At 74.1% G+C, this 20,842-nt stretch carries 19 protein-coding genes; 4 read left to right on the top strand and 15 right to left on the bottom strand.

All coding sequences use genetic code 11. The annotated features are described in order from the left end of the window. Positions 1–67 precede the first annotated feature (67 nt). From ACH4S9_RS01595 to ACH4S9_RS01575, 5 genes are read right to left on the bottom strand one after another with little or no spacing between them, the layout of a single operon-like run. A complete protein-coding gene (locus tag ACH4S9_RS01595; protein ID WP_311730428.1) occupies positions 68–1,432 on the bottom strand; it encodes an FAD-dependent monooxygenase in 1,365 nt (454 codons plus the stop codon). Further along, positions 1,429–2,229 (bottom strand): SDR family oxidoreductase, encoded by an 801-nt coding sequence (locus ACH4S9_RS01590; RefSeq protein WP_398369125.1) that lies wholly within the window; start codon positions 2,227–2,229, stop codon positions 1,429–1,431. Before ACH4S9_RS01590 ends, ACH4S9_RS01595 begins: the two co-directional genes overlap by 4 nt. Continuing rightward, entirely contained in the window at positions 2,219–4,513 is a 2,295-nt protein-coding gene (locus ACH4S9_RS01585; RefSeq protein WP_398369123.1) for an AMP-binding protein, read from the bottom strand. Before ACH4S9_RS01585 ends, ACH4S9_RS01590 begins: the two co-directional genes overlap by 11 nt. After that, positions 4,506–5,471 carry an aromatase/cyclase gene (locus ACH4S9_RS01580; RefSeq protein ID WP_398369121.1) on the bottom strand — a complete coding sequence of 322 codons (966 nt, stop codon included), beginning with the start codon at positions 5,469–5,471 and terminating at the stop codon, positions 4,506–4,508. Before ACH4S9_RS01580 ends, ACH4S9_RS01585 begins: the two co-directional genes overlap by 8 nt. Positions 5,472–5,485: 14 nt before the next feature. After that, a complete protein-coding gene (locus ACH4S9_RS01575) occupies positions 5,486–6,271 on the bottom strand; it encodes an SDR family NAD(P)-dependent oxidoreductase (RefSeq protein ID WP_311730432.1) in 786 nt (261 codons plus the stop codon). A 176-nt stretch (positions 6,272–6,447) separates the two neighbouring features. Here ACH4S9_RS01575 and ACH4S9_RS01570 point away from each other — a divergent pair, with 176 nt between their 5' ends. Next, positions 6,448–6,936 carry a nuclear transport factor 2 family protein gene (locus ACH4S9_RS01570; protein WP_398369118.1) on the top strand — a complete coding sequence of 163 codons (489 nt, stop codon included), beginning with the start codon at positions 6,448–6,450 and terminating at the stop codon, positions 6,934–6,936. Here ACH4S9_RS01570 and ACH4S9_RS01565 read toward each other — a convergent pair whose 3' ends face one another. The 7 genes from ACH4S9_RS01565 to ACH4S9_RS01535 form a co-directional block, all read right to left on the bottom strand. Next, complete coding sequence (locus tag ACH4S9_RS01565; RefSeq protein WP_398369116.1) at positions 6,937–7,059, bottom strand: hypothetical protein; 123 nt, start codon at positions 7,057–7,059, stop codon at positions 6,937–6,939. Between the two features lie 197 nt (positions 7,060–7,256). Continuing rightward, complete coding sequence (locus ACH4S9_RS01560; protein ID WP_398369114.1) at positions 7,257–8,459, bottom strand: nucleotide disphospho-sugar-binding domain-containing protein; 1,203 nt, start codon at positions 8,457–8,459, stop codon at positions 7,257–7,259. A gap of 11 nt (positions 8,460–8,470) precedes the next feature. Next, positions 8,471–8,755, bottom strand: coding sequence for an acyl carrier protein (locus ACH4S9_RS01555; protein WP_385347116.1), 285 nt, complete (start codon positions 8,753–8,755; stop codon positions 8,471–8,473). Between the two features lie 47 nt (positions 8,756–8,802). Beyond that, complete coding sequence (locus ACH4S9_RS01550; protein ID WP_398369112.1) at positions 8,803–10,038, bottom strand: ketosynthase chain-length factor; 1,236 nt, start codon at positions 10,036–10,038, stop codon at positions 8,803–8,805. After that, a complete protein-coding gene (locus tag ACH4S9_RS01545) occupies positions 10,032–11,321 on the bottom strand; it encodes a beta-ketoacyl-[acyl-carrier-protein] synthase family protein (RefSeq protein ID WP_361189327.1) in 1,290 nt (429 codons plus the stop codon). The genes ACH4S9_RS01550 and ACH4S9_RS01545 overlap by 7 nt, the downstream gene beginning before the upstream one ends. Positions 11,322–11,481: 160 nt before the next feature. Further along, on the bottom strand, positions 11,482–12,258 hold the full coding sequence (locus tag ACH4S9_RS01540) for a cyclase family protein (RefSeq protein WP_311730439.1): 777 nt from the start codon (positions 12,256–12,258) through the stop codon (positions 11,482–11,484). Between the two features lie 252 nt (positions 12,259–12,510). Next, positions 12,511–13,335 (bottom strand): AfsR/SARP family transcriptional regulator, encoded by an 825-nt coding sequence (locus ACH4S9_RS01535; RefSeq protein ID WP_311730440.1) that lies wholly within the window; start codon positions 13,333–13,335, stop codon positions 12,511–12,513. Between the two features lie 254 nt (positions 13,336–13,589). On the opposite strand from ACH4S9_RS01535, the gene ACH4S9_RS01530 reads away from it, so the two are divergent. From ACH4S9_RS01530 to ACH4S9_RS01520, 3 genes are all read left to right on the top strand, one after another. Further along, complete coding sequence (locus tag ACH4S9_RS01530; protein WP_311730441.1) at positions 13,590–13,769, top strand: hypothetical protein; 180 nt, start codon at positions 13,590–13,592, stop codon at positions 13,767–13,769. Next, entirely contained in the window at positions 13,769–16,228 is a 2,460-nt protein-coding gene (locus ACH4S9_RS01525; RefSeq protein WP_398369109.1) for a TOMM precursor leader peptide-binding protein, read from the top strand. Before ACH4S9_RS01530 ends, ACH4S9_RS01525 begins: the two co-directional genes overlap by 1 nt. 148 nt (positions 16,229–16,376) lie before the next feature. Beyond that, the gene (locus ACH4S9_RS01520; protein WP_385347125.1) at positions 16,377–17,618 is read left to right on the top strand and encodes a sensor histidine kinase; all 1,242 of its coding nucleotides are present in this window, start codon (positions 16,377–16,379) and stop codon (positions 17,616–17,618) included. Positions 17,619–17,701: 83 nt separating this feature from the next. Here the strand turns inward: ACH4S9_RS01520 and ACH4S9_RS01515 are convergent, their stop codons facing one another. Genes ACH4S9_RS01515 through ACH4S9_RS01505 form a run of 3 tightly spaced genes read right to left on the bottom strand, consistent with a single transcriptional unit; the run spans position 17,702 to position 20,838 of the window. Continuing rightward, a complete protein-coding gene (locus ACH4S9_RS01515) occupies positions 17,702–18,307 on the bottom strand; it encodes a response regulator transcription factor (protein WP_311730444.1) in 606 nt (201 codons plus the stop codon). 21 nt (positions 18,308–18,328) lie between these two features. Next, positions 18,329–19,129, bottom strand: coding sequence for a 4'-phosphopantetheinyl transferase family protein (locus ACH4S9_RS01510; protein WP_398369106.1), 801 nt, complete (start codon positions 19,127–19,129; stop codon positions 18,329–18,331). Next, on the bottom strand, positions 19,126–20,838 hold the full coding sequence (locus ACH4S9_RS01505; RefSeq protein WP_398369104.1) for an AMP-binding protein: 1,713 nt from the start codon (positions 20,836–20,838) through the stop codon (positions 19,126–19,128). Before ACH4S9_RS01505 ends, ACH4S9_RS01510 begins: the two co-directional genes overlap by 4 nt. Positions 20,839–20,842 lie beyond the last annotated feature (4 nt).

The following is a 20,842-nucleotide window of genomic DNA, read 5'->3' as shown; positions in this document are numbered from 1 at the left end:
GTGAACCTCGCCACGGACCTGCCGTGCACCGGACTTCCGGTCCGACGTGGGCCACGTCGACGGCCTTCTAGCCGTGCGAGATGCGGATCGACGGATTGCCGTAGGCGATGCGGTGAAGGACCTTGCGGTAGAGCGGCGTGTGCCGCAGCACGCGGGCGAGCCGGGGGCGGACCCGGGTGGCGATGGGGCCCTGCGAGAGCATCGCCTTGCTCTGGAGGGTCTGGAGCCGCATCACGGCCGCGATGTCGGGGCCGCGGCGCTCTTCGAAGACCCCGAGGCGGGCCGCGCCGGTGTCGCCCGCGGCCAGCGCGCCGACCAGGACCGGGTGCAGCACCACCGCGTCCTGGACGGCCAGGTTGATGCCCTGGGCGCCGATCGGGCTGTGGGTGTGGGCGGCGTCGCCGATCAGCACCAGCCCGTCGTCGGTCCAGCGCTCGGCCCGCGAGGAGAACACGTCCAGCAGGCTGAGGTCGCGCGGGGAGCGGATCTGTTCGCGGATGAGGTGGGCGTACGGCGGCACGGCACGGCAGAGCTGTTCCCTGACGTGGTCCAGGCCCTGCCCCGCGATGTCGCGGTACCCCTGGTGCGGCAGGGTCCAGCCGATCTGGATGCGGTCGGGCCACGAGGCGTAGGCGAGCACGGGGCTGCCACCGGCGCGGAACACCCGCACATCGCGGAGCGGGGGCTCGACGCCCGGCCGCTCCCGCGCCCGTTCCCGCCGGCTCTCCTGCCCGGCCTCTCTCCTGCCGCTCTTCTTCTCGGTGTTCTTCTCGGTGTTCTTGCCGGTGTTCTTGCCGGTGTTCTTGTGCTCCGTGAGCTTGAACCACAGCACGTCGTGGTCGAACGCCTCGGTGCGCCCCGCCCCGATGCCCGCCAGCCGCCGGATCCGCGAATAGCGCCCGTCCGCGCCGACGACCACCCGGGCCCGTACGGTGCACGGGCCCTCCGGCCCGGCGGCGGTGACGCCCGCGACGCGCCCCTCCCGGCGCACCAGACCGCCGACCCGGCGCCCGTCCAGCCACTGGAAGCCGTCGAACTTGGCGCAGTGGTCGAGGAGTTCGTCCAGTACATGCGCCTGGGGGATGCTCAGCAGGTGGTCGTACGGGGCAGGCAGCAGCCGGTAGTCGGCCTCCAGCAGCACGCGGTCCCCCTCGACCAGGCGGAACCGGTCGTGCTCGTGTCCGCCGCGGGCCCGGGCCCCGGTCAGCACGCCGAGTTCGTCCAGCAGCGCCATCGCACCGGGCTGGAGGATCTCGCCGCGGAACTCCCGGTGGTGGCCGCGGGCGCGCTCCACCACGGCCACCCGGACGCCCGAGCGCAGCAACAGCAGGGCCAGGACCAGCCCGGCCGGTCCGCCGCCGACCACGCACACGTCGGTGTCGAACTCCTCCGCCACCTCGCCTCCCTTCCGGTCCGCCGGGGCCGCGCTCACGCGCGCAGCCCCAGGCCGCCGTCCGCGGTGATCACCTGGCCCTGGATCCAGCCGGCCTCCGCCGTGCACAGCAGGGCCACCACATCGGCGATGTCGCGCGGGGTGGTGAGCCGGCCGCCGGGGGTGCGCGCGGCCAGCGCCGCGGCGGCGGCCGGGTCGGGGGTGTCCGGCCCCTTGTCGAGCTTCGCGGTGGCCACCGCGTTGACCGCGATCCGCCGGCCCGCCAGCTCCACGGCGAGATAGCGCACCAGGCTCTCCAGCGCCGCCTTGGCGATCCCGGGGCCGACGTAGCGCGGTACGGCCCGGTGGGCCCCGCTGCTGGACACCGCGACGATCCGCCCGGGGCCGCCCGCCATCAGCTCGGCGATCGCGGAGGCCCCGTACAGCAGCGGGTCCAGGGCGGCCGAGAGGTCGGCCCGTATGTCCCCGGGGCGCGCCCCCACCGCGGGCATGGGGTGCCAGGAGGCGGCGCTGTGCACGAAGATGTCCAGCCGGCCGTACCGCTCGCGCACCTCGGCCAGCAGCGCGCGCAGTTGCTGGGGGCTGGTCACATCCGCCCGGCGGGCGATCGCGCCGCCCCCCAGTCCGGACAGCTCGCGGAGCGCGCGTTCGGCGTCCGCGTCGCTGTGCGCGTAGTCGAGGATCACCTGCGCGCCCGCGACGGCCAGCTTGCGGGCCACCGCGAACCCGACCCCGCGGGTCGCGCCCGTCACCAGCGCGACCTTTCCCTCCAGCCCCAGCGTGACCGGGTCACCCGGGTCACCCGGCTCACCCGGCTCGGCTGGTTCAGGCGACATGGTTCGCCGCTTTCCGGTCCGCGGCATGAGCGGCCAGGTGCACGGCGCGCTCGGCCGTACCGGCGGCCGGGGCACCGGTACGAGAGGCGCGCCAGGAGCCCCCGTCCGACCACCAGGTGACGAAGGTGTAGCTGCCGGGCCTCGTCAGCGACCGGCTGAGGTCGGCGTGCAGAAAGCCCGGCCGCGCCGCCAGGTCCCGGACGTACGCCCGGTAGGAGTCGGCGAAGGCGTCCAGGCCGGCCCCGGCCCCCTCGGCCCCCTCTGCGCCCTCGGCGCCCAGATGCTCGACGACCACCACCGGCGCGCCCTCGGCGACATCGCCGCCCGCCCGCAGCACATTGAGGGACGGATCGGCGTCCACGTCCACCAGCTCGTGGAACTGCTCGGCGTGTGCCTGGAACACCTCGCTGCCCCGCACCCGCTGGAAGGACTCGGGCGAGCGCCAGCGGCCGAGGTTGACGTACACCCCCGGGCGCTCCACCAGCCGTACCGCCTGGTGTGAGTCGAAGCCCTCCTGGGCGCGCATCCACGCCACATGGTCGAGGAAGCGCCGCTCGAACTCATCGGCCCGGCCCGGGTCCTTCAGCGTGAAGGTGTTGATGACGGTGAACAGACCGGTCGGGTGGTCCAGCTCGTCGCATGACGACATCGGGGTACGGCCTTCCTGGGTGTGGACGAGGGCGTCGCGCAGGGCGCGGCGCCGCACCTTTCCGTTCGCGTTGCGCGGGATGGCCTCCACCACCTCGATGTGGTGCGGCCGCTGGTAGTACGGGAGCCGGTCGGCCACGGCCGCCGCGATGGCCTCCGCGATGGCCTCCGGCCCGCCCGCACCCGGCCGGAGCACCACCAGCGCGGCGGCGAGCGCGCCCCGCGCGGGATCCGGCAGGCCGAAGACCACGGCCTCCCGGACCAGTTCGTGGTCGAGCAGCACCTGCTCGACCTCGGCCGGCGCGACGAGGAAGTTGTCGCACTTGAACGTGTCGCCGAGCCGGTCGACCAGGAACAGCCTCCCCTCCTCGTCGATCCGGCCGACGTCTCCGGTGGAGAACCAGCCGTCGTCCTCCAGGCCGGTGCCGTCCGGGCCGCCGAGGTAGCCCTTCATCACCTGCGGCCCGCGCACCTGCACCTCGCCCACCTCGCCGGGCGCCGACACCGTACGGCGCTCGACGTCCACGACCCGGCACTCGGTGCCCGCCACCGGGCGGCCCACCGAGCCGGGCGCCGGGCGGGCCGGGTCGTCGCTGTGGGTCAGCGGGGACGTCTCGGCGAGCCCGTACCCCTGAAACACCGGCACCCCGAACCGCTCGGCCAGCCGCGCCGCGTCCCGCACCGGCAGCGCCGAGCCGCCCGACGCGATCTGCCGTACGGTCGTCAGCTCCAGGCCGTCGAGGGCGGGGTCGGCGGCGAGCCGGGCGAGCCTGACCGGCAGGCTGTAGAAGTGGGTGGCGGAGTGGCGGTTGGCCGCCGCCACCGCGTCGAGGGGGTCGGGCGCGGCGCACAGCACCTGCGTGGCGCCCGCGAACACGGCCGAGTTGAGGTGCATGGGGTGGTAGGTCGGCAGGTGGTTGAGTGCGACCGAGCCGCCGTCGACCCGATGGGCCTCGGCGATCTGCGCCGCGTTGACGACCAGGTTGCGGTGGGTGAGCCGGACGGCCTTGGGCAGTCCCGTCGTACCGCTGGTGAACTGGACGCACACCACGTCGTCCGGGCCCACCGTGCCGGGCGGCCCCACCAGCGTCCGCTTCTCCAGCACATCGTCCAGGCGTGGCACGTCCGGCCCGGTCGCCCCGGGCTCGGCCGGGCCGATCAGCACCACCTCCCGCAGCGCGGGCAGCCGGTCGCGCACGGCGGCGAGCCGCGCGTACAGCCCGGCGTCCACGAGCGCCAGGCGCGCCTCGCTCACCGACAGGGTGTGCAGCAGCGCCTCCTCGCGCAGCAGCGGGTTGACCACCGCCACCACGTTTCCGCAGCGTGCGGCCGCGTAGTAGGCCACGGCGAAGTCCGGGTGCAGGACGGAGGCGACCGCCACCACGGAGCTGCCCCCCCGGCCCGGGGGCAGCAGCCGCCGCAGGGCGTCCGCGGCGCGCGACACCCGCAGGTCGAGCCCCGCGAAGTCCAGCGTCTCCCGGCGGGCCGGGGTCTGCCCGGAGTTTCCGTCCCACACCAGCGCGGGCCGGGTGGGGTGGGCCCGGGCCGCCTCGGCCGGCAGCCCGTCGAGCCGCACGGCCCCGCCGCCCCTCCCGGCCCCGCCGCCCCGCTCAGCCCTATGGCTCGGCTCACTCACGAGTGGCCGCCTCCGCGAACGCCCGCGCGTGGCGGAGCGTCGTGGTGCTGTTGGTGCTCAGCGCGCGCTGTACGAAGGCGCGGGCGTCGGCGACGGTCTTGTCCGGTCCGAGCACCCGCTCCACGGCCTCCGGCTTGAGGATCACGGTGTGCCGGGAGGTGACGGCCACGCCGTCGCCGGCCGGGGTGATCGTCCAGCTGCCGGTGTGCGCGGTCATCAGCGCGGGCACGGTGGTCTGCTTGTAGACGATGCGGTCCGGCCCGAAGCAGACCCGTACGGACTCGGTGGTGTGCACCGAGCCGTCGGCCGTGCGGGTGTCCATCGTCATCACCTGGACGCGCGGCTCGGTGGCGTCGGCCGGGTCCTCCTTGAGGTCGAGCCGGGACACATGCGGCAGCCGCTCGGGCCACAGATCGGCGCGGTACAGATAGTCGTACACCAGCGCGGGGTCGCCCGTCGTGAACACCGTGTCCTCGAAGGAGAACTCCAACTCTCCCATCCTGTCGCCGAGTTCCGCGAGCGCCTTGACCGCCGCCAGCTCGGAGTCGCTGTTGCGGTCCACCGCCGCGGTGATCCAGCGGACGCCCGACGGGTCGTCGTCGACGGCACGGAAGTCATGGCGCAGCTCCAGCCGGGAGATGTTCTCCCCATGCGCGGTGATGATCCACTCACCGCCCATGGCCGCCACCGGTGGCGCGGAGACCTCCTGCCGGAAGGTGACGCGCAGCCCGTCCGGGTCCAGCTCGCGGCGCGAGGTCCAGCTCTTGACCACCTCGCCCGCGGTGGCCCAGATCCGGATCCGCTCGCCGTCGGGCGTCCGCTCCAGGTGTTCGACATGCACGTTGGGCGCGAAGCGCTGGGGCCAGTCGGCGACCTCGGCGATGATGTCGTACACCGCGCGGGCCGGGGCCAGCACGGTGATGCCGTGCGTGGTCAGATATGTGTCGGTGGTGGTCACGGCGCGCATTCCCCTCAGTAATTTCCCAGCCCGCCACAGACGTTGAGCGCCTGGGCGGTGATGGACGCGGCGGTGTCGGTGACCAGATAGCCGACCAGGCCCGCCACCTCCTGCGGGGTCGAGTAGCGGCCGAGCGGGATCTTGGCCTGGAAGCGTTCGAGGATGGCCTGCTCGGTGGTGTCGTACACCGCCGCGTAGCCCTGGCGGACGCGCTCGGCCATCGGCGTCTCGACATACCCGGGGCAGACCGCGTTGACGGTGATGCCGGTCTTGGCCAGCTCCAGGCCGACGGCCTTGGTGAAGCCGATCACGCCGTGCTTGGAGGCCGAGTACGGGGCGCCGAGCACGACGCCCTGCTTGCCGCCGGTGGACGCGATGTTGACGATCCGGCCCCAGCCGCGGTCCCGCATCCCGCCCTCGGCCAGCACCTCGCGGGTGGTCAGGAACACGCTGTTGAGGTTGGTGTCGATCACGTCGTACCACAGCTCGTCGGCCAGCCCGGCGGTCTCGCCGCCGCCGCTGCGCCCGGCGTTGTTGACCAGGACGTCGATCCGGCCGTACCGCGCGGTCACGGCCGCCAGCAGGGCACGCACGTCCTTCCGCTTGCTCACATCGGCGCGGGCGCCGTCGGCCTCGTGGCCCGCGGCCCGCAGCTCCTTGACGGTCATCTCCAGGGACTCGGCGGTCCGGGCGCAGATGAAGACCGCGAGGCCCGCCGCCGCCAGCCCCCGCGCCACCGCGAGACCGATTCCGCTCGTGCCTCCCGTGACCAGCGCCACTCGCCGCTCGTCGCTCGCCATGCGCGTCGTCCTCCCCGGGATCCTTGGTTGCGTTGTCTGCACCGAAGAGTGACCGGGGGCTCTCGATCCTCGATCGCACGGCGGTCGAGCGGGCTGTTCGACCGCCCGTCAAGGGGCGTGCGAGGGCACGCGGCGACGCTGCCGCGCGACACACAGGACGCGAGAGAGGGACCGTCATGACCGTCGCGGCACGCCCCGCCACCACCGCACCGGCAAGCCCCGCCGGGCCCACCGGCCCCACCCGGCCCACCGGCCTCGCCGAGCTGTATGCGGAGATCCAGCAGTTCTACGCCCGCCAGATGCAGCTGCTCGACGACGGCGAGGCCGAGGCCTGGGCGGAGACCTTCGCCGAGGACGGCGTCTTCGCCGCCAACGCCCACCCCGAGCCGTTCACCGGCCGGCCGGCCATCGCCGCCGGCGCCCGCCGGGCCACCGACGACTTCGCCGCGCGTGGCATCCGGCGCCGCCACTGGCTGGGCATGCTCTCCCTCGAACCGAAGGACGAGCACACCGTCTTCGTCCGCTCGTACGCCCAGGTCATCGAGACCGCGCGGGGCGGCCAGTCCGCGCTGCGGGCCTCTACTACGTGCGCGGATCTGCTGGTGCGGCGGGACGGCCGATGGCTGGTGCTCGACCGCCGGATCCACCGCGACGACCTGGACTGATCACGCGCGGGCGTGGATGTCCAGCCCGCTCGCGCCGGGCGCCTCGACGCCCGGCAGCAGCCGCATGTCGCGGCCGTGGTCGCCGCCGGTGAGGGTGCGGAACGGAACGGGCTCGTCCGTCACCTTCTCGGCCGTGAACGGCCGAGCTTGGGCGCTCGGTCGTTCACACCTCGTCGCCCTCCCGACTGCCCCCCCACAGCGCGGACAACGCTGTGCGGTATAGGCCGCATCCACCTCGAGGAACGGCACCCCGCGGCCCTGCGGGCCTTGTGGACGAGGTGCCGGCCGAGCTGGTGGAACGGCCAGGAGGACAGGGCGTCTCAGGCCGCGCGCGGGGCCGCGGCGCGCGCCGGCGCGGGGCGCGCCCCGGCGAGTTCCTCCAGCTCGGCGACCACCTCCGAGGGCGCCGGCATCGCGGCCATCTCGTCGCGCACCCGGCCCGCCGCCGCCCGGTAGGACCGGTCGTCCAGCACCTCGCGCAGCGCCGTACGGATCGCCTCGGGATCCAGCTGCTCACCGGGGTCGAGCGACCGGCCGGCGCCGCAGGCCTCGATCCGCTCGGCGTAGACGCCGAGGCTGGGCAGCGGTGGGGCCAGGACGAGCTGGGGCAGCCCGTGGCGCAGAGCCGTCAGCCCGGTGCCGGAGCCGCCGTGGTGGATCAGGGCCGTGCAGCGCGTCAGGAGCTGCGAGAGCGGCGTGGGCTCGATCACCTGTACGTTGCCGGGCAGCGGCGCCAGTTCCTCGGCGCGCGCCCGGGACAGGGTGAACACGCCCCGCACCCCCTCCAGCCCCTCGAACGCCCGGGCCGTCGCCGCCAGCGTGGCCGTCCCCGACTTGTCGATGGTCCGGGAGCTGAACGACACGCATATGGTCCGCCGCTCCGGCGAGGCCATCGGCCCCCGGACGGGGTAGCTGCCCGGGCCGTTGTACGGCACGAACCGCACCGGCCTGGCCGGGGCCGCGCGGGGGTGGCGCAGCAGCGGCGGGCAGGGGTCGAGCAGCAGGTCGGGGTCGGGCAGCAGCCCGCCCGGGGTCCCCACCCGCTCGCACACGGACCGCAGCGCGGCGCGGGCGGGGCCGCGGGCCAGCGTGGTCAGGACGTCGGTGCCCCAGCGGTGGACCACCGACGGCACGCCCAGGGCGCCGGCGACGATCGTCCCGCAGAACTCGACCGGGTCCGACAGGACGAGGTGGGGGCGCCACTCCCGGGCGAATCTCAGATACCCGTCGATCACCCGGCCGACGCGGAACCGCCAGCGGACCGCGAGCGCCTCCCAGTCGGGTTCCCACGCCGCCGCGGGCGCCCCTCCCGTACGCCGGGCCGGAGCGGGGGGCGGGGCGTCGGCGGGCAGCGGCTCGGCCTCGATGTCCACGGTGTGCAGCCCGGCGGCGCGGGCCACCTCCACGGCCCCGGGCTCCCCCGCGCAGATCACCTCATGGCCCGCCCCGGCGAGCGCCCAGACCAGCGGGACGAGCGGCAGCAGATGGCTGCTGATCGGGGTGACGACGATGAGTACGCGCACGGCGGCTCCCCCTAGGCCTGGGCGGGCCGGGTGCGCGCCTCGGTCAGGCCCGCGTTGACGTACTGGAGCAGCAGCCGGGGCGTGACGGCCTCGGCGACCGTGTCGTCGGCCAGCGTGACGCCGTACTCGCGCTCGATGCGGCCCACGGTCTGAAGCACGGCGAGGGAGTCGTAGTTGAGGTCGGTGAAGGGGGTGTCGAGCACATCTCCGTCGAGGTCGACGGTCTCGTCCTCGCCCGCGCACTCGCGCAGCAGGGTGGTCAGCTCGGACAGCGTCATCCGGGTCATCTGTGTCATCGTGTCCATCTCTCTCTTCGGGGCTGCGGGCCGACTGGTGGCCGCGGTCAGTGGGGGCGGGCCGCGGCGACCACGGCCGCCGCGTTGAAGCCGCCGCGGCCGCGGGCCAGCACCAGGGCGGTGCGTACGGGGCGGGGGCGCGGCTCCGCGGTCACCAGGTCGAGTTCGAGGCCCTCGGCGAGCCGGGTGACGTTGACGGTCGGCGGGATCAGGGCGTCGCGGATCGCGAGCAGGGCGGCGGCGAGGTCGAGGGCGGCCCCGCCCGCGTACAGCCGTCCGGTCATGGTCTTGGGCGCGGTGACCGGCACCCGGCGGGGCCCGAAGACGGCGGTGACGGCCTCCGCCTCGGCCCGGTCGAGGTCGGGCACGCCCGCGGCGTCGGCGAAGACCACATCGATGTCCTCGGGGGCGAGGCGGGCGTCGGCCAGGGCGAGTTCGACGGCGCGGCGCAGGGCGGGGACGCCGCCGACGCGCTCGCTGCCCGGCCTGGCGTCGAAGGTGGCGGCGTAGCCCGCCAGTTCGCCGTAGACGCGGGCGCCGCGGGCGCGGGCCTCGGCGGCCTCCTCCAGGATCAGGATGGCCCCGCCCTCGCCCGGCACATAGCCGCGGGCGGCGGCGTCGAAGGGCAGATAGGCGCGCGTGGGGTCGTCGGCGAGGCTCAGCCGGCCGCCCGCGAGCTGTGCCGTCCAGCCCCATGGGCAGATCGCCCCGTCCACGCCGCCGGTGACGATGAGCCGGCTGCTGCCGCGCAGCCGCCGGCGGGCCTGGGCCACCGCGTCGAGGCCGCCCGCCTGCTCGGTGACGAGGACGCCGCTGGGCCCGCGCAGCCCGTGCCGGATGGAGATCTGGCCGGTGTTGACGGCGTAGAACCAGGCGAAGGACTGATACGCGCTGACGTACTGCCCGCCCTTGCTCCACAGCGCCTCCAGCTCGCGCTGGCCGAACTCGAAGCCGCCCGCGGAGCTCGCGGTGACGACCCCGGCGGAGTACTCGGGGAGCTGGGCGGGGTCGGTGCCCGCGTCGTCGAACGCCTCCTGGGCGGCGGCCAGGGCGAGCCGGGTCATGTGGTCGGTCTGCGGCAGCAGGCGGCCCGGGATGTGTTCGGCGGCGTCGAAGCCGGGCACCTCGCCCGCGAGCCGGGCCGGGTAGCCGGAGGCGTCGAAGCGGCTGACCGGGCGGATGCCGCTCTCGCCGTTCAGGGTGGCCTTCCACCACTCCGGGGTCGACAGGCCGTTGGGCGCGGCGACGCCGATGCCGGTGAACACGGCCGCGGCGCTCACCACGCTCCCCTCTCGGACCGCTCCGAGTCCGCCCGGGCCAGCACGATGGCGCTCTGAAAGCCGCCGAAGCCGCTCCCCACGCTCAGCACCGTGTCGATGCGCTGCTCGCGGGCGACCAGCGGGGTGTAGTCGAGGTCGCACTCGGGGTCCGGCTCATGGAGGTTGGCGGTGGGCGGTACGACACCGTGTTCGATGGCCAGGGCGCTGGCGGCGATCTCCAGGGAGCCGATGGCGCCCAGCGAGTGGCCGACCATCGACTTGATGGAGCTGATGGGCGTGGCCCGGGCGTGCTCGCCGAGAGCGCGTTTGAAGGCGGCGGTCTCATGGCGGTCGTTCTGCTTGGTGCCGGAGCCGTGCGCGTTGATGTAGTCGACGGCCGTCGACGGCAGCCGGGCCTCGTCGAGGGCGACGCGGATGGCCTCGGCCATCTCCCGGCCGTCGGGGCGCAGCCCGGTCATGTGGTACGCGTTGCAACGGGACGCGAAGCCGGCGACCTCGGCGTAGACATGGGCGCCCCGGCGGCGCGCCAGGGACAGCTCCTCGAGGACGAAGAGGGCCGAGCCCTCCCCCAGGACGAAGCCGTTGCGGGTGCGGTCGAAGGGGCGCGAGGCGTGCTCGGGGTCGTCGTTGCGGGGCGAGGTGGCCTTGATGGCGTCGAAGCAGGCGACCGTGATCGGGGAGATGGGCGCGTCGGTGGCCCCGGCGACCATGACGTCGGCGCTGCCCTCCCGGATGAGTTCGACGGCGTGGCCGACCGCGTCGAGGCCGGAGGTGCAGCCGGTGGAGATCACCGACGCCGGGCCCTGGGCGCCCACGGCCCAGGCGACCTCGGCGGCGAACGAGCTGGGCACGAAGTGGTCGAAGAGGTGCGGCACCGCGTAGGTGTAGTCGACGAGCCACTTCGCGCCGCCGTCGCTGACCACGCGGTATTCGGTGTCCAGGCTGGTGGTGGCGCCCACCGCGCTGCCGACGGTGACCCCCACCCGGTACGGGTCGAACCCGGCGCCGCCCAGCGCCCCGGCGGCCTCGATGCCGCTGTCGGACACCGCCTCCCGGGCCGCGACCACCGCGAACTGCGAGGCGCGGTCCATGCGGCGCACCTGCTGCGGCGTCAGGCCCTCATGGTGCGGGTCGAAGTCGGCCTCGGCGGCGATCCGGGAGCGGAAGCGGGTGGCGTCGAAGAGGGAGATGGCGCGGGTGGCGGTGCGGCCCTCGGTCAGCAGCGACCAGAACTCCTTGGTCCCCACGCCGCCCGGGGCCACCACGCCTATGCCGGTGATCGCCACCCGCCTCCTCCCCCGTCGATCGGTAACGCGCTGATGCTTCACGTCGGTTCGACCTTCCTGCTCGATGCCGTCCGTGCCGTCCGTGCGACAGTGCCGCCGGCCTCTCAACCGCCGCTCGACTCGGGACGGAGCGCCCCGACGGCGGGCGGCGGGGCGTCCGTCACTCGTCGAGCAGCGCCACGGCCCGGGTCCAGCCCGCGCCCGCGCCCGCGATCTTCACGGGGAAGCACGCGACCCGGAATCCGGTGGGCGGCAGGGTCTCAAGACCCGCCAGCCGCTCGATCTGGCAGTACTCGCGGCGGCGGCCCGCGAAGTGGGCGGGCCACAGCACCGAGGGGTCGCCGGTGGCGTGGTAGCGGCGGATCATGTCGCCGAAGGGGGCGTCGAGGCTGAACGCGTCGGTGCCGATGACGCGGACGCCGAGGTCGAGCAGATAGTCGGTGGCGGGCCCGTCGAGCCCGGTGAACTCCGTGAAGTAGCGGGGCGTTCCGACGTGCCGGGAGGCGCCGGTGTGCAGCAGGACGATGTCCAGCGGCTGGGGCCGGCAGCCGATGCGGGCCAGCTCCTTCTCCAGGTGCGGGACCCCGACGGTGCGGGTGTCCGGCTCCACGCCCGTGATGTCCAGGACGTGGGCGGGGCGCAGAAACCACTCCAGGGGCATCTGGTCGATGGTGCGGGGCACCCCGTACGCGCCGGTCGAGCCGTAGTGCGCGGGGGCGTCGACATGGGTGCCGGTGTGGCTGGTCAGGGTGAGCGTGTCCAGGGAGAGCAACTCCTGGCCCGGCAGTTCGGCGGGGTCGAACTCGATGCCGAAGTGTTCGCGCATCTCCTCGCTCATGTGGCGGGCCGCCTCGGCCGGCGTCATGATCTCGTGGATCAGCGGGTCCGGCTCCCAGCCGGAGGCGTCCACCGGTGTCGACAGGTCGATGATGCGCATTGCGGGCCCCCTCTGGCTCGTGGTGTGTCTCACCGCCGGACCGTGGCAGGAGGCCCTGGAATACGGCTGGATCCAGCCGACGCGGACAGGGCGTACGGGACCCGGACAGCACTACGGCTCCGCTCTCCCGCGCGGGGGGTGTCGGGGAGCGGAGCCGTAGCCGGCCCGGCAGAAGGGCGGCGCCGGGCGTTCGGGGGGGGGGTACGGGTGGAGCGGCTGAGGTGCGGAGGTACGGCCGGGCCCTGCCCGGCCCTACGCGGCGAACAGGTCGAGCACGGGACGGCGCCAGTGGGCGCTCGGCTCCAGGTCGAGCGCGGGGTCCGAGGCGAGCACCGCCTGTTGCAGCTTCTGGAGCCGCGGCGAGGGTTCGAGCCCCAGATCCTCGACGAGCCTGCCGCGCAGCCCCTGGTACACCTCCAGCGCCTGCCACGGGCGGCCGGACCGGTACAGGGCGGCCATGCACTGCGCGTGAAGCCCCTCGTGGAGCGGATGTCGGGCCGTCAGCTCGGTAAGCTCGGTGAGCAGTTCGGCATGGCGGCCGAGGCGGAGGTCGGCCTCGATCCGCCGCTCCAGGACGCCCAGCCGGCTCTCCTCCAGCCGGGCCAGCTCGATCTCCAGGATCGGGCCGACGCGCACGTCCACCAGGGCGGGGCCGCGCCAGACCGCCAGCGCCTCGCGGAACAGGAACGACGCCTCGACGTCGTCGCCCGCGTCGAGCGCGTCCCGCCCGGCGGCGACCAGCCGGTCGTACTCATGGATGTCGACCGCGCCCGGCTGGGCCTCCAGCACATATCCGCCGTACCGCGTGGCCAGCACGTTCTTCGACGCCTCGGGCGCCTGGGGACCGTACGCCGCGGCCAGTCTCCGCCGCAGCTGGAGGATGTACGTCTGCAAGGTGGTCAGTGCGCTGCGCGGCATCTGCGCGCCCCAGATTTCCTCCATAAGTGTGGGCACCGGGAGCATCTGGTTGGCGTAGACCGAAAGCAGTGCAAGGATCTGCCGCGGCTTGCCCGCGCTGGGCACGATCGACTGACCGCAGGCCTCGACGCTCAGTGGCCCCAACACCTTGATGTCCATGGTCCTGTACACCTCCGTCAGACGGTCCGCCAGGTGCCTCGTTGGCCGCGCGGCCTTGCCATTGAGACACGTAGAAGCCTCGCGTGCGGGCCGTGGACGCGGCCAGTGCCGGACTCCCGAACTGCCCATGAGTCCTGCGAGGCGGAGGTCATGACAAGTTCACACCCTGGTTATGACATAAGCACTGGCAAGCCATGGATCCGTCACCGCAGACTCCTTGCCAGGACCGCCTCTTACCCCGAGGAGAGCCCCCAATGACCAAAACATCCATGCTCCCCGCGAGCCCCCCGGCCCGGTACGCCACGGGCCCGAGCAGCGCCGACCCGGGCGGCCAGCTCCCCGTCGCCGACGATCTGGTCATCGAGGACCTCTTCGCCGACCCCTGGCCGGCGCCCGCGCCGGGAATCTGCATCTGCACCATCAGCGTCTGCTGATGGGCACATTGGGCTTCTCCCCGCATCTGCGGGTCGAGCGGGTCCCGGGAGAGGCCGTCTATCTCGTCTCGGAGCGCGGCGTCACGGCGCTGCACGGGCGGACGGTCGAGACGCTCGCGCCGCTGCTCGACGGGTCCAGGGACCTGGAGCGCATCCTCGCCGAGGCCGCCGTGCGCACCGGCGCGGCCGGCGTCACGGAAGCCGCTGACGCCGCCGGGGCCATGGACGTCACCGGTGCCACCGGTACCGCCGGCACCACAGGCGTCACAGGTGTCACCGGCGTCGTCGACAGCGCGGTGCGGACCGCCGCCGCACAGGTCGAGCGCGTCATCGCCCGGCTGTGCGAGGCGGGCCTGGTGTGCGAGCGCGGGCGCCACCCGCGCCCCGAGGACGCGTACTGGGGGCTGGCCGGGGTGACCACCGCCCCCGCCATGGCCCCCCTCGCCCTCCCGAGGAGGCCCTGCGCCGCCGCCCTGCGGGCCGCCGCCGTGACGCCCGTGGCCCTCGGCTGCACGGGCCGGGACGAGGCCGTCCAGGCGCTGCGGGCGGCCGGCATCCGCGCACTGGACGAGGACGGGTCATGTCAAATCGACAAGCGTCAACACAGCGACGCGCATCTCACTCTTGTGGTGTGCGACGACTACCTCGATCAACGCCTCTCGGCGCTCGACGCCGAGCACCGGGCGGCCGGCCGCCGCTGGCTGCCGGTCAAGCCCGTCGGCACGACGGCGTGGATCGGCCCGTTCCTGGGCGGACCGGACGACCCGTGCTGGTCCTGCCTGGCCGACCGGCTGTGGCGGCGGAGACAGGCGGAGGCGCACGTCCAGCGCAGACTCGGCCGCCAGGGCCCGGTGCCGCTCCCGCCCGCGTCGCTGGCCGCCAGCCGCGCGGCCGCGCTCCAGCTGGCCGCGCTGGAGGCGGCCGGCTGGCTGGCCGGGCACCGCCACCCGGGACAGCGGGCGCTGTGCACCCTGGACACCCTCACCTCCGCCCTGGAACACCACGCGGTGAGCCGCCGCCCGCAGTGCCCCGCCTGCGGGGACCCACGGCTGGTCGCGACCCGGATACGGACGCCCATGCCACCGCCCGCGGCCGCGCCCCCGGAGCAGTTCGCCGAGATCCCCGCGCGGCGGATCATGGAGACGTACGGGCATCTGATCAGCCCCGTGACCGGGCTGGTGAGCGAGATCCGCCGGGACCCGCGCGGGCCCGCCTTCCTCAACTGCTTCCACGCCAGGCACCCTTCGTACGCCAACGTGCACGCCGCCAACGCCACCGACGCGCCCGGCGCGCGCTCCGGCCCCGGCGCGCCCCCCGGCCTCGACGTCATACGGGCCGGGCTGCACACCGCCGCCCACGGCAAGGGCATGACCACCGAGCAGGCCCAGGCGAGCGCGCTGTGCGAGGCCCTGGAGCACTACAGCGGCCACTTCCAGGGGGACGAGCCCCGCCTTCGCGCCCGCTACCGCGACCTGGACCCCGAGGACGCCGTACACCCCGACGCGGTGCAGCTCTTCGACCCGAGACAGTTCCACGACCGGGGCACCTCCGCGCGCCACCGGGTCTGCGATCCGTTCGACGAGGGGGCGGAGCTCGACTGGACGCCGATGTGGTCGCTCACCGCACAGCGCCACCGGATGCTGCCCACCGCCCTGCTGTACTACGGCGCACCCCAGCCGCCGGGGCGGCGCTACTGCCGGGCCGACTCCAACGGCGCCGCCGCCGGGGGCGGTCTGGCCGACGCGGCGCTGCGCGGCTTCCTGGAGCTGGTGGAGCGGGACGCGGTGGCCCTGTGGTGGTACAACCGCACCCGCCAGCCGGCGCTCGACCTCGACGCCTACCACGACCCGTGGATCGCCGAACTGCGCCGCGTCCACGGCGAACTGCGGCGCGAGGTGTGGGCGCTCGACCTGACCTCCGACCTCGGCATCCCGGTGGTGGCGGCCGTGTCCCGCCGCCACGACAAGCCCGCCGAGGACATCACCCTGGGCTTCGGCGCCCACTTCGACCGGCACACCGCCCTGCGCCACGCGCTGGCCGAGCTCAACCAGATGCTGCCGCCCGTGGTCGAGGCCCGCGCCGACGGCGGCGGGTACGGCGCGACGGCCGACCTCGAAGCGCTGCGCTGGTTCCACACCGCGACCCTCGCCAACCAGCCCTACCTGGCCCCGTCAGGGGCGGTGGCGGAAGGCGCGGACATATCCGGTCCGTCGCCCCTGCCCCGCGATCCCCTGTGCCACATAGCCGAGTTGGTCCGCGGGCTCGGCATGGAGCTGCTCGTACTCGACCAGACCCGGCCGGATGTCGGGCTGCCCGTGGCGAAGGTGCTGGTGCCCGGACTGCGCCCGCACTGGGCCCGCTTCGCGCCCGGCCGGCTCTTCCAAGCGCCGGTGACCCTGGGGCGGCTGAAAGAACCCACCCCGTACCACGACCTCAACCCCGTCCCGCTCTTTCTGTAAACCCTTGTGATCGGCCGTGAGCTCCAGTAACCCTTTGTGCACCGTCAGCCTCCTACGCCGTCTCTCCACCCCTGGAAAAGTTCGGATACTCTCGGGCAAGCCACCCAATCCGGCTCGACCATCCGGAGGACGAGTGCAGGGGACCCCCTTGCCCGACGCAGCCGGGAACGACCCGGCTCGTTACCGCGACGATCTCGCGCCGCGCCTGGCCGTGGTGATCACGGCGGTCGTGCTCGTGGGCTACTTCTGTGTCGCGGTCACCTACGTGGTCGACGCGCGCCCGTCCGGACGGGCCCTGGACGCGGCGCTGTTGATGCTGGCGCTGCTCCCGGTGCTGGCCGCCCTGCTGGGGCTCCAGCTGACGCACTCCTTCCCCGGGCTCGCGCCCCGGCTCAGCGGGGCCCGGCACTGGACGCTGGGGCTCCAGGCGCTGCTGACCTTCCTCCCCTTCGCGGTCTTCAAACACGCCTGGCTCGGCATGCCGGGGTTTCTGGCGGGCTCCTCGCTGCTGGTGCTGCCGCCCCCGCTGTCCTGGGTGGCCTTCGCCGCCATCATGGGGTGCACCGATGTGCTGCTGTTCCAGGTGGGGTTCGGGTGGGGCGAGGTGGCATACACGACCGTCTCCACCGCCCTGACCGGGCTGGTGGTCTTCGGCCTCTCCCGGCTGTCCGGGCTGGTCGCCGAGGTGTCCCGGTCACGAGCCGAGCTGGCCCGTCTGGCGGTGGCCCAGGAGCGGCTGCGGTTCGCCCGCGATCTGCACGACCTGCTCGGCTACAGCCTGTCCACCATCACCCTCAAGTGCGAGCTGGTCCACCGCCTGGTGCCCCCGGAGAACTCCCGCGCCCAGCAGGAGCTGTCCGAGATCCTTCAGACCTCGCGCCAGGCGCTCGCGGACGTACGGGCGGTGGCCAGCGGATACCGCAAGATGTCGCTGTCCGCGGAGGCCGGCACGGCCAAGTCGATGCTGGCCGCCGTCGGCATCGACACCACCGCGGAGGTCGACTGCGGGGAGCTGCCCGGTCTGGTGGACACCGTGCTGGCGAGCGTGTTGCGGGAAGGGCTGACCAACGTGCTGCGCCACAGCAAGGCGGAGCACTGCACGATCGAGGCGCGGCGCACGGACCGCACCGTCCGACTGACGCTCGCCAACGACGGGGTGGGCAAGCCCTCGACCATTCTGCGCGCCGACAGCTCCGACCGGTCGGACGGCGGCAGCGGGATCGGCAACCTCAAGGTCCGGCTGGAGCATCTGGGCGGGCGGCTGAGCGCGCGCGTACGCGACGATGGCTGGTTCGAGCTGCGGGCCGAGCTCGAACTGCCCGTGGAGGCGGCGCCGGAGGGGCGTGAGCGGGGCACGGAGGACGAGTACGGCTGCACGGTGCGGCGGTGAGCGGTGAGCGGTACGACGTCGTCGGTGGGGCGGCCCGCCCCACCGACGACGTATGGAGGTATGACGGCGTGACGGCGTGACGGCTACAGCCAGCCGGCCTCGCGGGCGATGCGGATGGCGTCGACCCGGTTCCGCGCGTTCAGTTTGGTGACGACGGACGTCAGATAGTTGCGCACCGTCCCCACCGACAGATAGAGCCGGGCCGCGATCTGCGCGGAGCCCTCCCCCTGGGAGGCCAGCAGCAGCACCTCCAGCTCGCGCGGGGTCAGCGGCTGCGGCTTGTCGTCCAGGGCGGCGAGGACGAGCTGCGGGTCGATGACCCGCTCGCCCTTCGCGACCGCCCGGATGGCGTCGCACAGCTTGTCCGGGGTGCTGTCCTTGAGCAGAAAGCCCGAGACATGGGCGGCCAGGGCGCGGCGCAGATTGCCGGGTCTGCCCAGGCTCGTGAGCATCATCGTCCGACACTCGGGCACCGCGGTGTGCAACTCGGCGGCGGCGGTCAGTCCGTCCATGCCGGGGAGGTCGATGTCGAGGACCGCGACATCCGGGCGGAGCTCCTTCGCACGCGGCAGGATTTCGGCACCGCTCGAGAACTCGGCGACGACCTCGATATCCGGTTCGAATTCGAGCAGGGCGACAAGTGCCTTGCGCAGCATGTGCATGTCTTCGGCTATCAGCACTCTGACCACGTCGCCCCTGCCCCTGCTTGCTCATCCCCCGCCGTCTGCCCGCATACGATTATTCCCAAATCCCCCCGGCCGCTCCACCAATTCTCGGCCGAATCCGCCCACCGAACACGCGTGCTGGCGCCATACCGCACTCACCAGATGGCCGTTTTCCTTTTCGCCGCCGCTCACTTCGGAGACCATGAAGCGCCATCCACCGCGCGACACCATGGCCTCGAACTCGAATTCGGCGAATGCCAGTCGCATTCCGCGCCCCAGCGCTTTTGTATAGGCCTCCTTCAATGTCCACAGCCGCAGCAGCGCCCGCTCACGCTCGGGTTCGGCGAGTCCGGCCAGTGCCGCGCGCTCGGCGGGGGCGCACAGCCGCGGGCCCACGTCGTCGTAGCACATCGGCCGCCCGGCCGCCTCGACGTCCACGCCGATGCGGCCGCGCCGGCTGACGCCCGCCACGAGCAGGTCCCCGGTGTGGCTGAGGCTGATCTCCACGCGATACCCCCCTGGGCGGACCGCGTACGGCCGCCCACCCGACTCGTACGCGAGGCACACCGCCTCGGCCGTGGTGTCCGACACCGCCGCGACCAGGTGTTTCAGCAGCAGGCGCGAGGCCACGAAGCGCCCGCGGGCCGCCGGGCGGGGCAGGGTGCGCAGGCGCCGCCGGTCGCGGGCGTCGAGCGCCGGGCCCTGGGGACCGGCCGGAGGCCATTCCCGCCACCGGCTGTGGACGACGGCCCGGCCGTGCGCGGCGAAGGCCTCGCGCACCGGGTGCCAGGGGCCGTCGGGCCCGGTCAGCGCCAGGGGCGGCACGGGTGCGCCGTCCGCGCTCACGCCACGCCCCCGGCGGATTCGGTCGATGTGGCGAGTGCGGCGGGGCCGGCCGCGGGCTCGCGTCGACGGGGCGCCAAGTCGCGGTACAACGGCCTGACTTCCCCCCGCAGATACAGCTCGCGGAGCGTGGCGCGGGGCACCTTGTGGGACCCGGCACGACGGACCGTGCCGGGGCGCACGAGCAGCACCGCGCCCGTGGCGGCGCCGAACTCCTCCGCCACGCGCTCGCGGATCCGCCTGGCCAGCCGGGAGAGCACGGCGTGCGAGCCGCCCGCCGTACGGACCTCCTGCACCACCACCAGGGGCCCGGCGCCCGGCCCCGCGCAGAACACCCGGGCGGAACCCAAGGGCCTGCCACAGCGCAGCAGTTCGCGCTCGACGTCCTGCGGGTGCAGGGCCCTCCCGTCCACCATGAGGCTGTCGGCCGGGTGGCCTTCCTGGGTCCGGCCCGTCATCCGGATCTCCCCGTCCCGCGCGAGGCCGAGGTCGCCGGTGCGCAGAAACCCGCCCATCGCGGTGTCGGTGTCGCGCGGGTGGCCCCAGTGACCGGTCCCCACGGCGGGGCCGCGCACCCAGATCTCGCCGACCACGCCGTCGGGCTGCGGGGCGCGGTTCGACGGGTCGACGACGCGGAGGTCCAGGCCGGGGACCGGGCCCCGGCCCTCCGCGGTGAGCAGCGGCGCCGCCTGCGCCGGGGCGTATCCGGCGACCAGGGTGCCGGGGTGCAGCCCGGCGGCGGCGCAGCGGCGCTGGAAGGCCTCGGCGGTCGCGGCCGAGACCGGCTCGGCGGCGTTGAGCGCCGTACGGAGGCGGGACAGGTCGAGCCCGGCCAGCTGCTCGTCGGTGGCCTCGGCGGCGCAGCGGGCGTAGCAGGTGTCGGGGGCGACGGTCTCGGTGATGCGGTGGCGGGCGAGGGCCCACAGCCAGGCGACGGGGTCGGCGAGGTGCGGCTGTACGGGCAGCGGTACGGCGGTGGCGCCCAGCCACAGCGGGTGCAGCAGCTGGCCGATGAGGCCGGAGGTGTGGTGGCTCGGCAGCCAGCCGCCGATCCGGGAGCGGGGGCCGGTGCCCAGCGCGCGGCGCAGCGCGGGCATGGCGGCGAGGAGGTTGCCGTGGGTGATCAGCGCGCCGCGCGGGGCGGTGGCCGGGCCGGTGTCGTAGGCGAGGAGGGCGAGGCTGTCGGGGGTGATGCGCACGGGCGTGGGGTCGGGCGCGGTGGCACCTGTGGTGTCGTGGTCGTGTGTGGCTGTGTCCGGCCGGAGGCCGTCCACGGCCAGGCAGGTGATGCCGGTGCGGCCGACGAGGGAGAGCCTGCGGGAGGTCTCCGTGGCGTGTGCCGTCTCGGTCAGCGCCAGGTCCACGGCGGCGTCCTTGGCGATGGCCGCGAAGCGCTCCGCCTCGGTGCGCGAGGCGGTCGGGGCGGGGACGGGCACGGCGACGGCCCCCGCGTAGAGGCAGCCGAGCAGTGCGGCCGCCGCGTGCGGTCCGGGGTCGAGGGCGATCAGCACCCGGCGGCCGGGCGCGTCGCGGTCCCGGAGCCGGGCCGCCACGGCGCGGGCGCGGGCGTCGAGCGCGGCGTAGGTGATCCGCTGTTCGCCGCCGCCTTCGGCCGGGTGCGCCAGCGCCTCGTCGGCGGCGCACAGCATGGCCCGGTCCATCAGGGCCTCGGCCATGTTCGCCCTGTTCGCCCTGTTCGTTGGATGGTGCATTCTC

It is taken from the genome of Streptomyces sp. NPDC021225, assembly GCF_044332865.1.
Taxonomy (GTDB): domain Bacteria; phylum Actinomycetota; class Actinomycetes; order Streptomycetales; family Streptomycetaceae; genus Streptomyces.
Note: the sequence above shows the minus strand (reverse complement) of the source record. Positions and strands in the feature narration are given on the sequence as shown.

Bases quoted from the DNA above. Each gene is read 5' to 3' on its own strand.
- ACH4S9_RS01555 (WP_385347116.1), bottom strand. From the start codon at position 8,755: ATGACACAGATGACCCGGATGACGCTGTCCGAGCTGACCACCCTGCTG.
- ACH4S9_RS01590 (WP_398369125.1), bottom strand. From the start codon at position 2,229: ATGTCGCCTGAACCAGCCGAGCCGGGTGAGCCGGGTGACCCGGGTGAC.
- ACH4S9_RS01570 (WP_398369118.1), top strand. From the start codon at position 6,448: ATGACCGTCGCGGCACGCCCCGCCACCACCGCACCGGCAAGCCCCGCC.
- ACH4S9_RS01505 (WP_398369104.1), bottom strand. From the start codon at position 20,838: ATGCACCATCCAACGAACAGGGCGAACAGGGCGAACATGGCCGAGGCC.
- ACH4S9_RS01530 (WP_311730441.1), top strand. From the start codon at position 13,590: ATGACCAAAACATCCATGCTCCCCGCGAGCCCCCCGGCCCGGTACGCC.
- ACH4S9_RS01535 (WP_311730440.1), bottom strand. From the start codon at position 13,335: ATGGACATCAAGGTGTTGGGGCCACTGAGCGTCGAGGCCTGCGGTCAG.
- ACH4S9_RS01575 (WP_311730432.1), bottom strand. From the start codon at position 6,271: ATGGCGAGCGACGAGCGGCGAGTGGCGCTGGTCACGGGAGGCACGAGC.
- ACH4S9_RS01540 (WP_311730439.1), bottom strand. From the start codon at position 12,258: ATGCGCATCATCGACCTGTCGACACCGGTGGACGCCTCCGGCTGGGAG.
- ACH4S9_RS01525 (WP_398369109.1), top strand. From the start codon at position 13,769: ATGGGCACATTGGGCTTCTCCCCGCATCTGCGGGTCGAGCGGGTCCCG.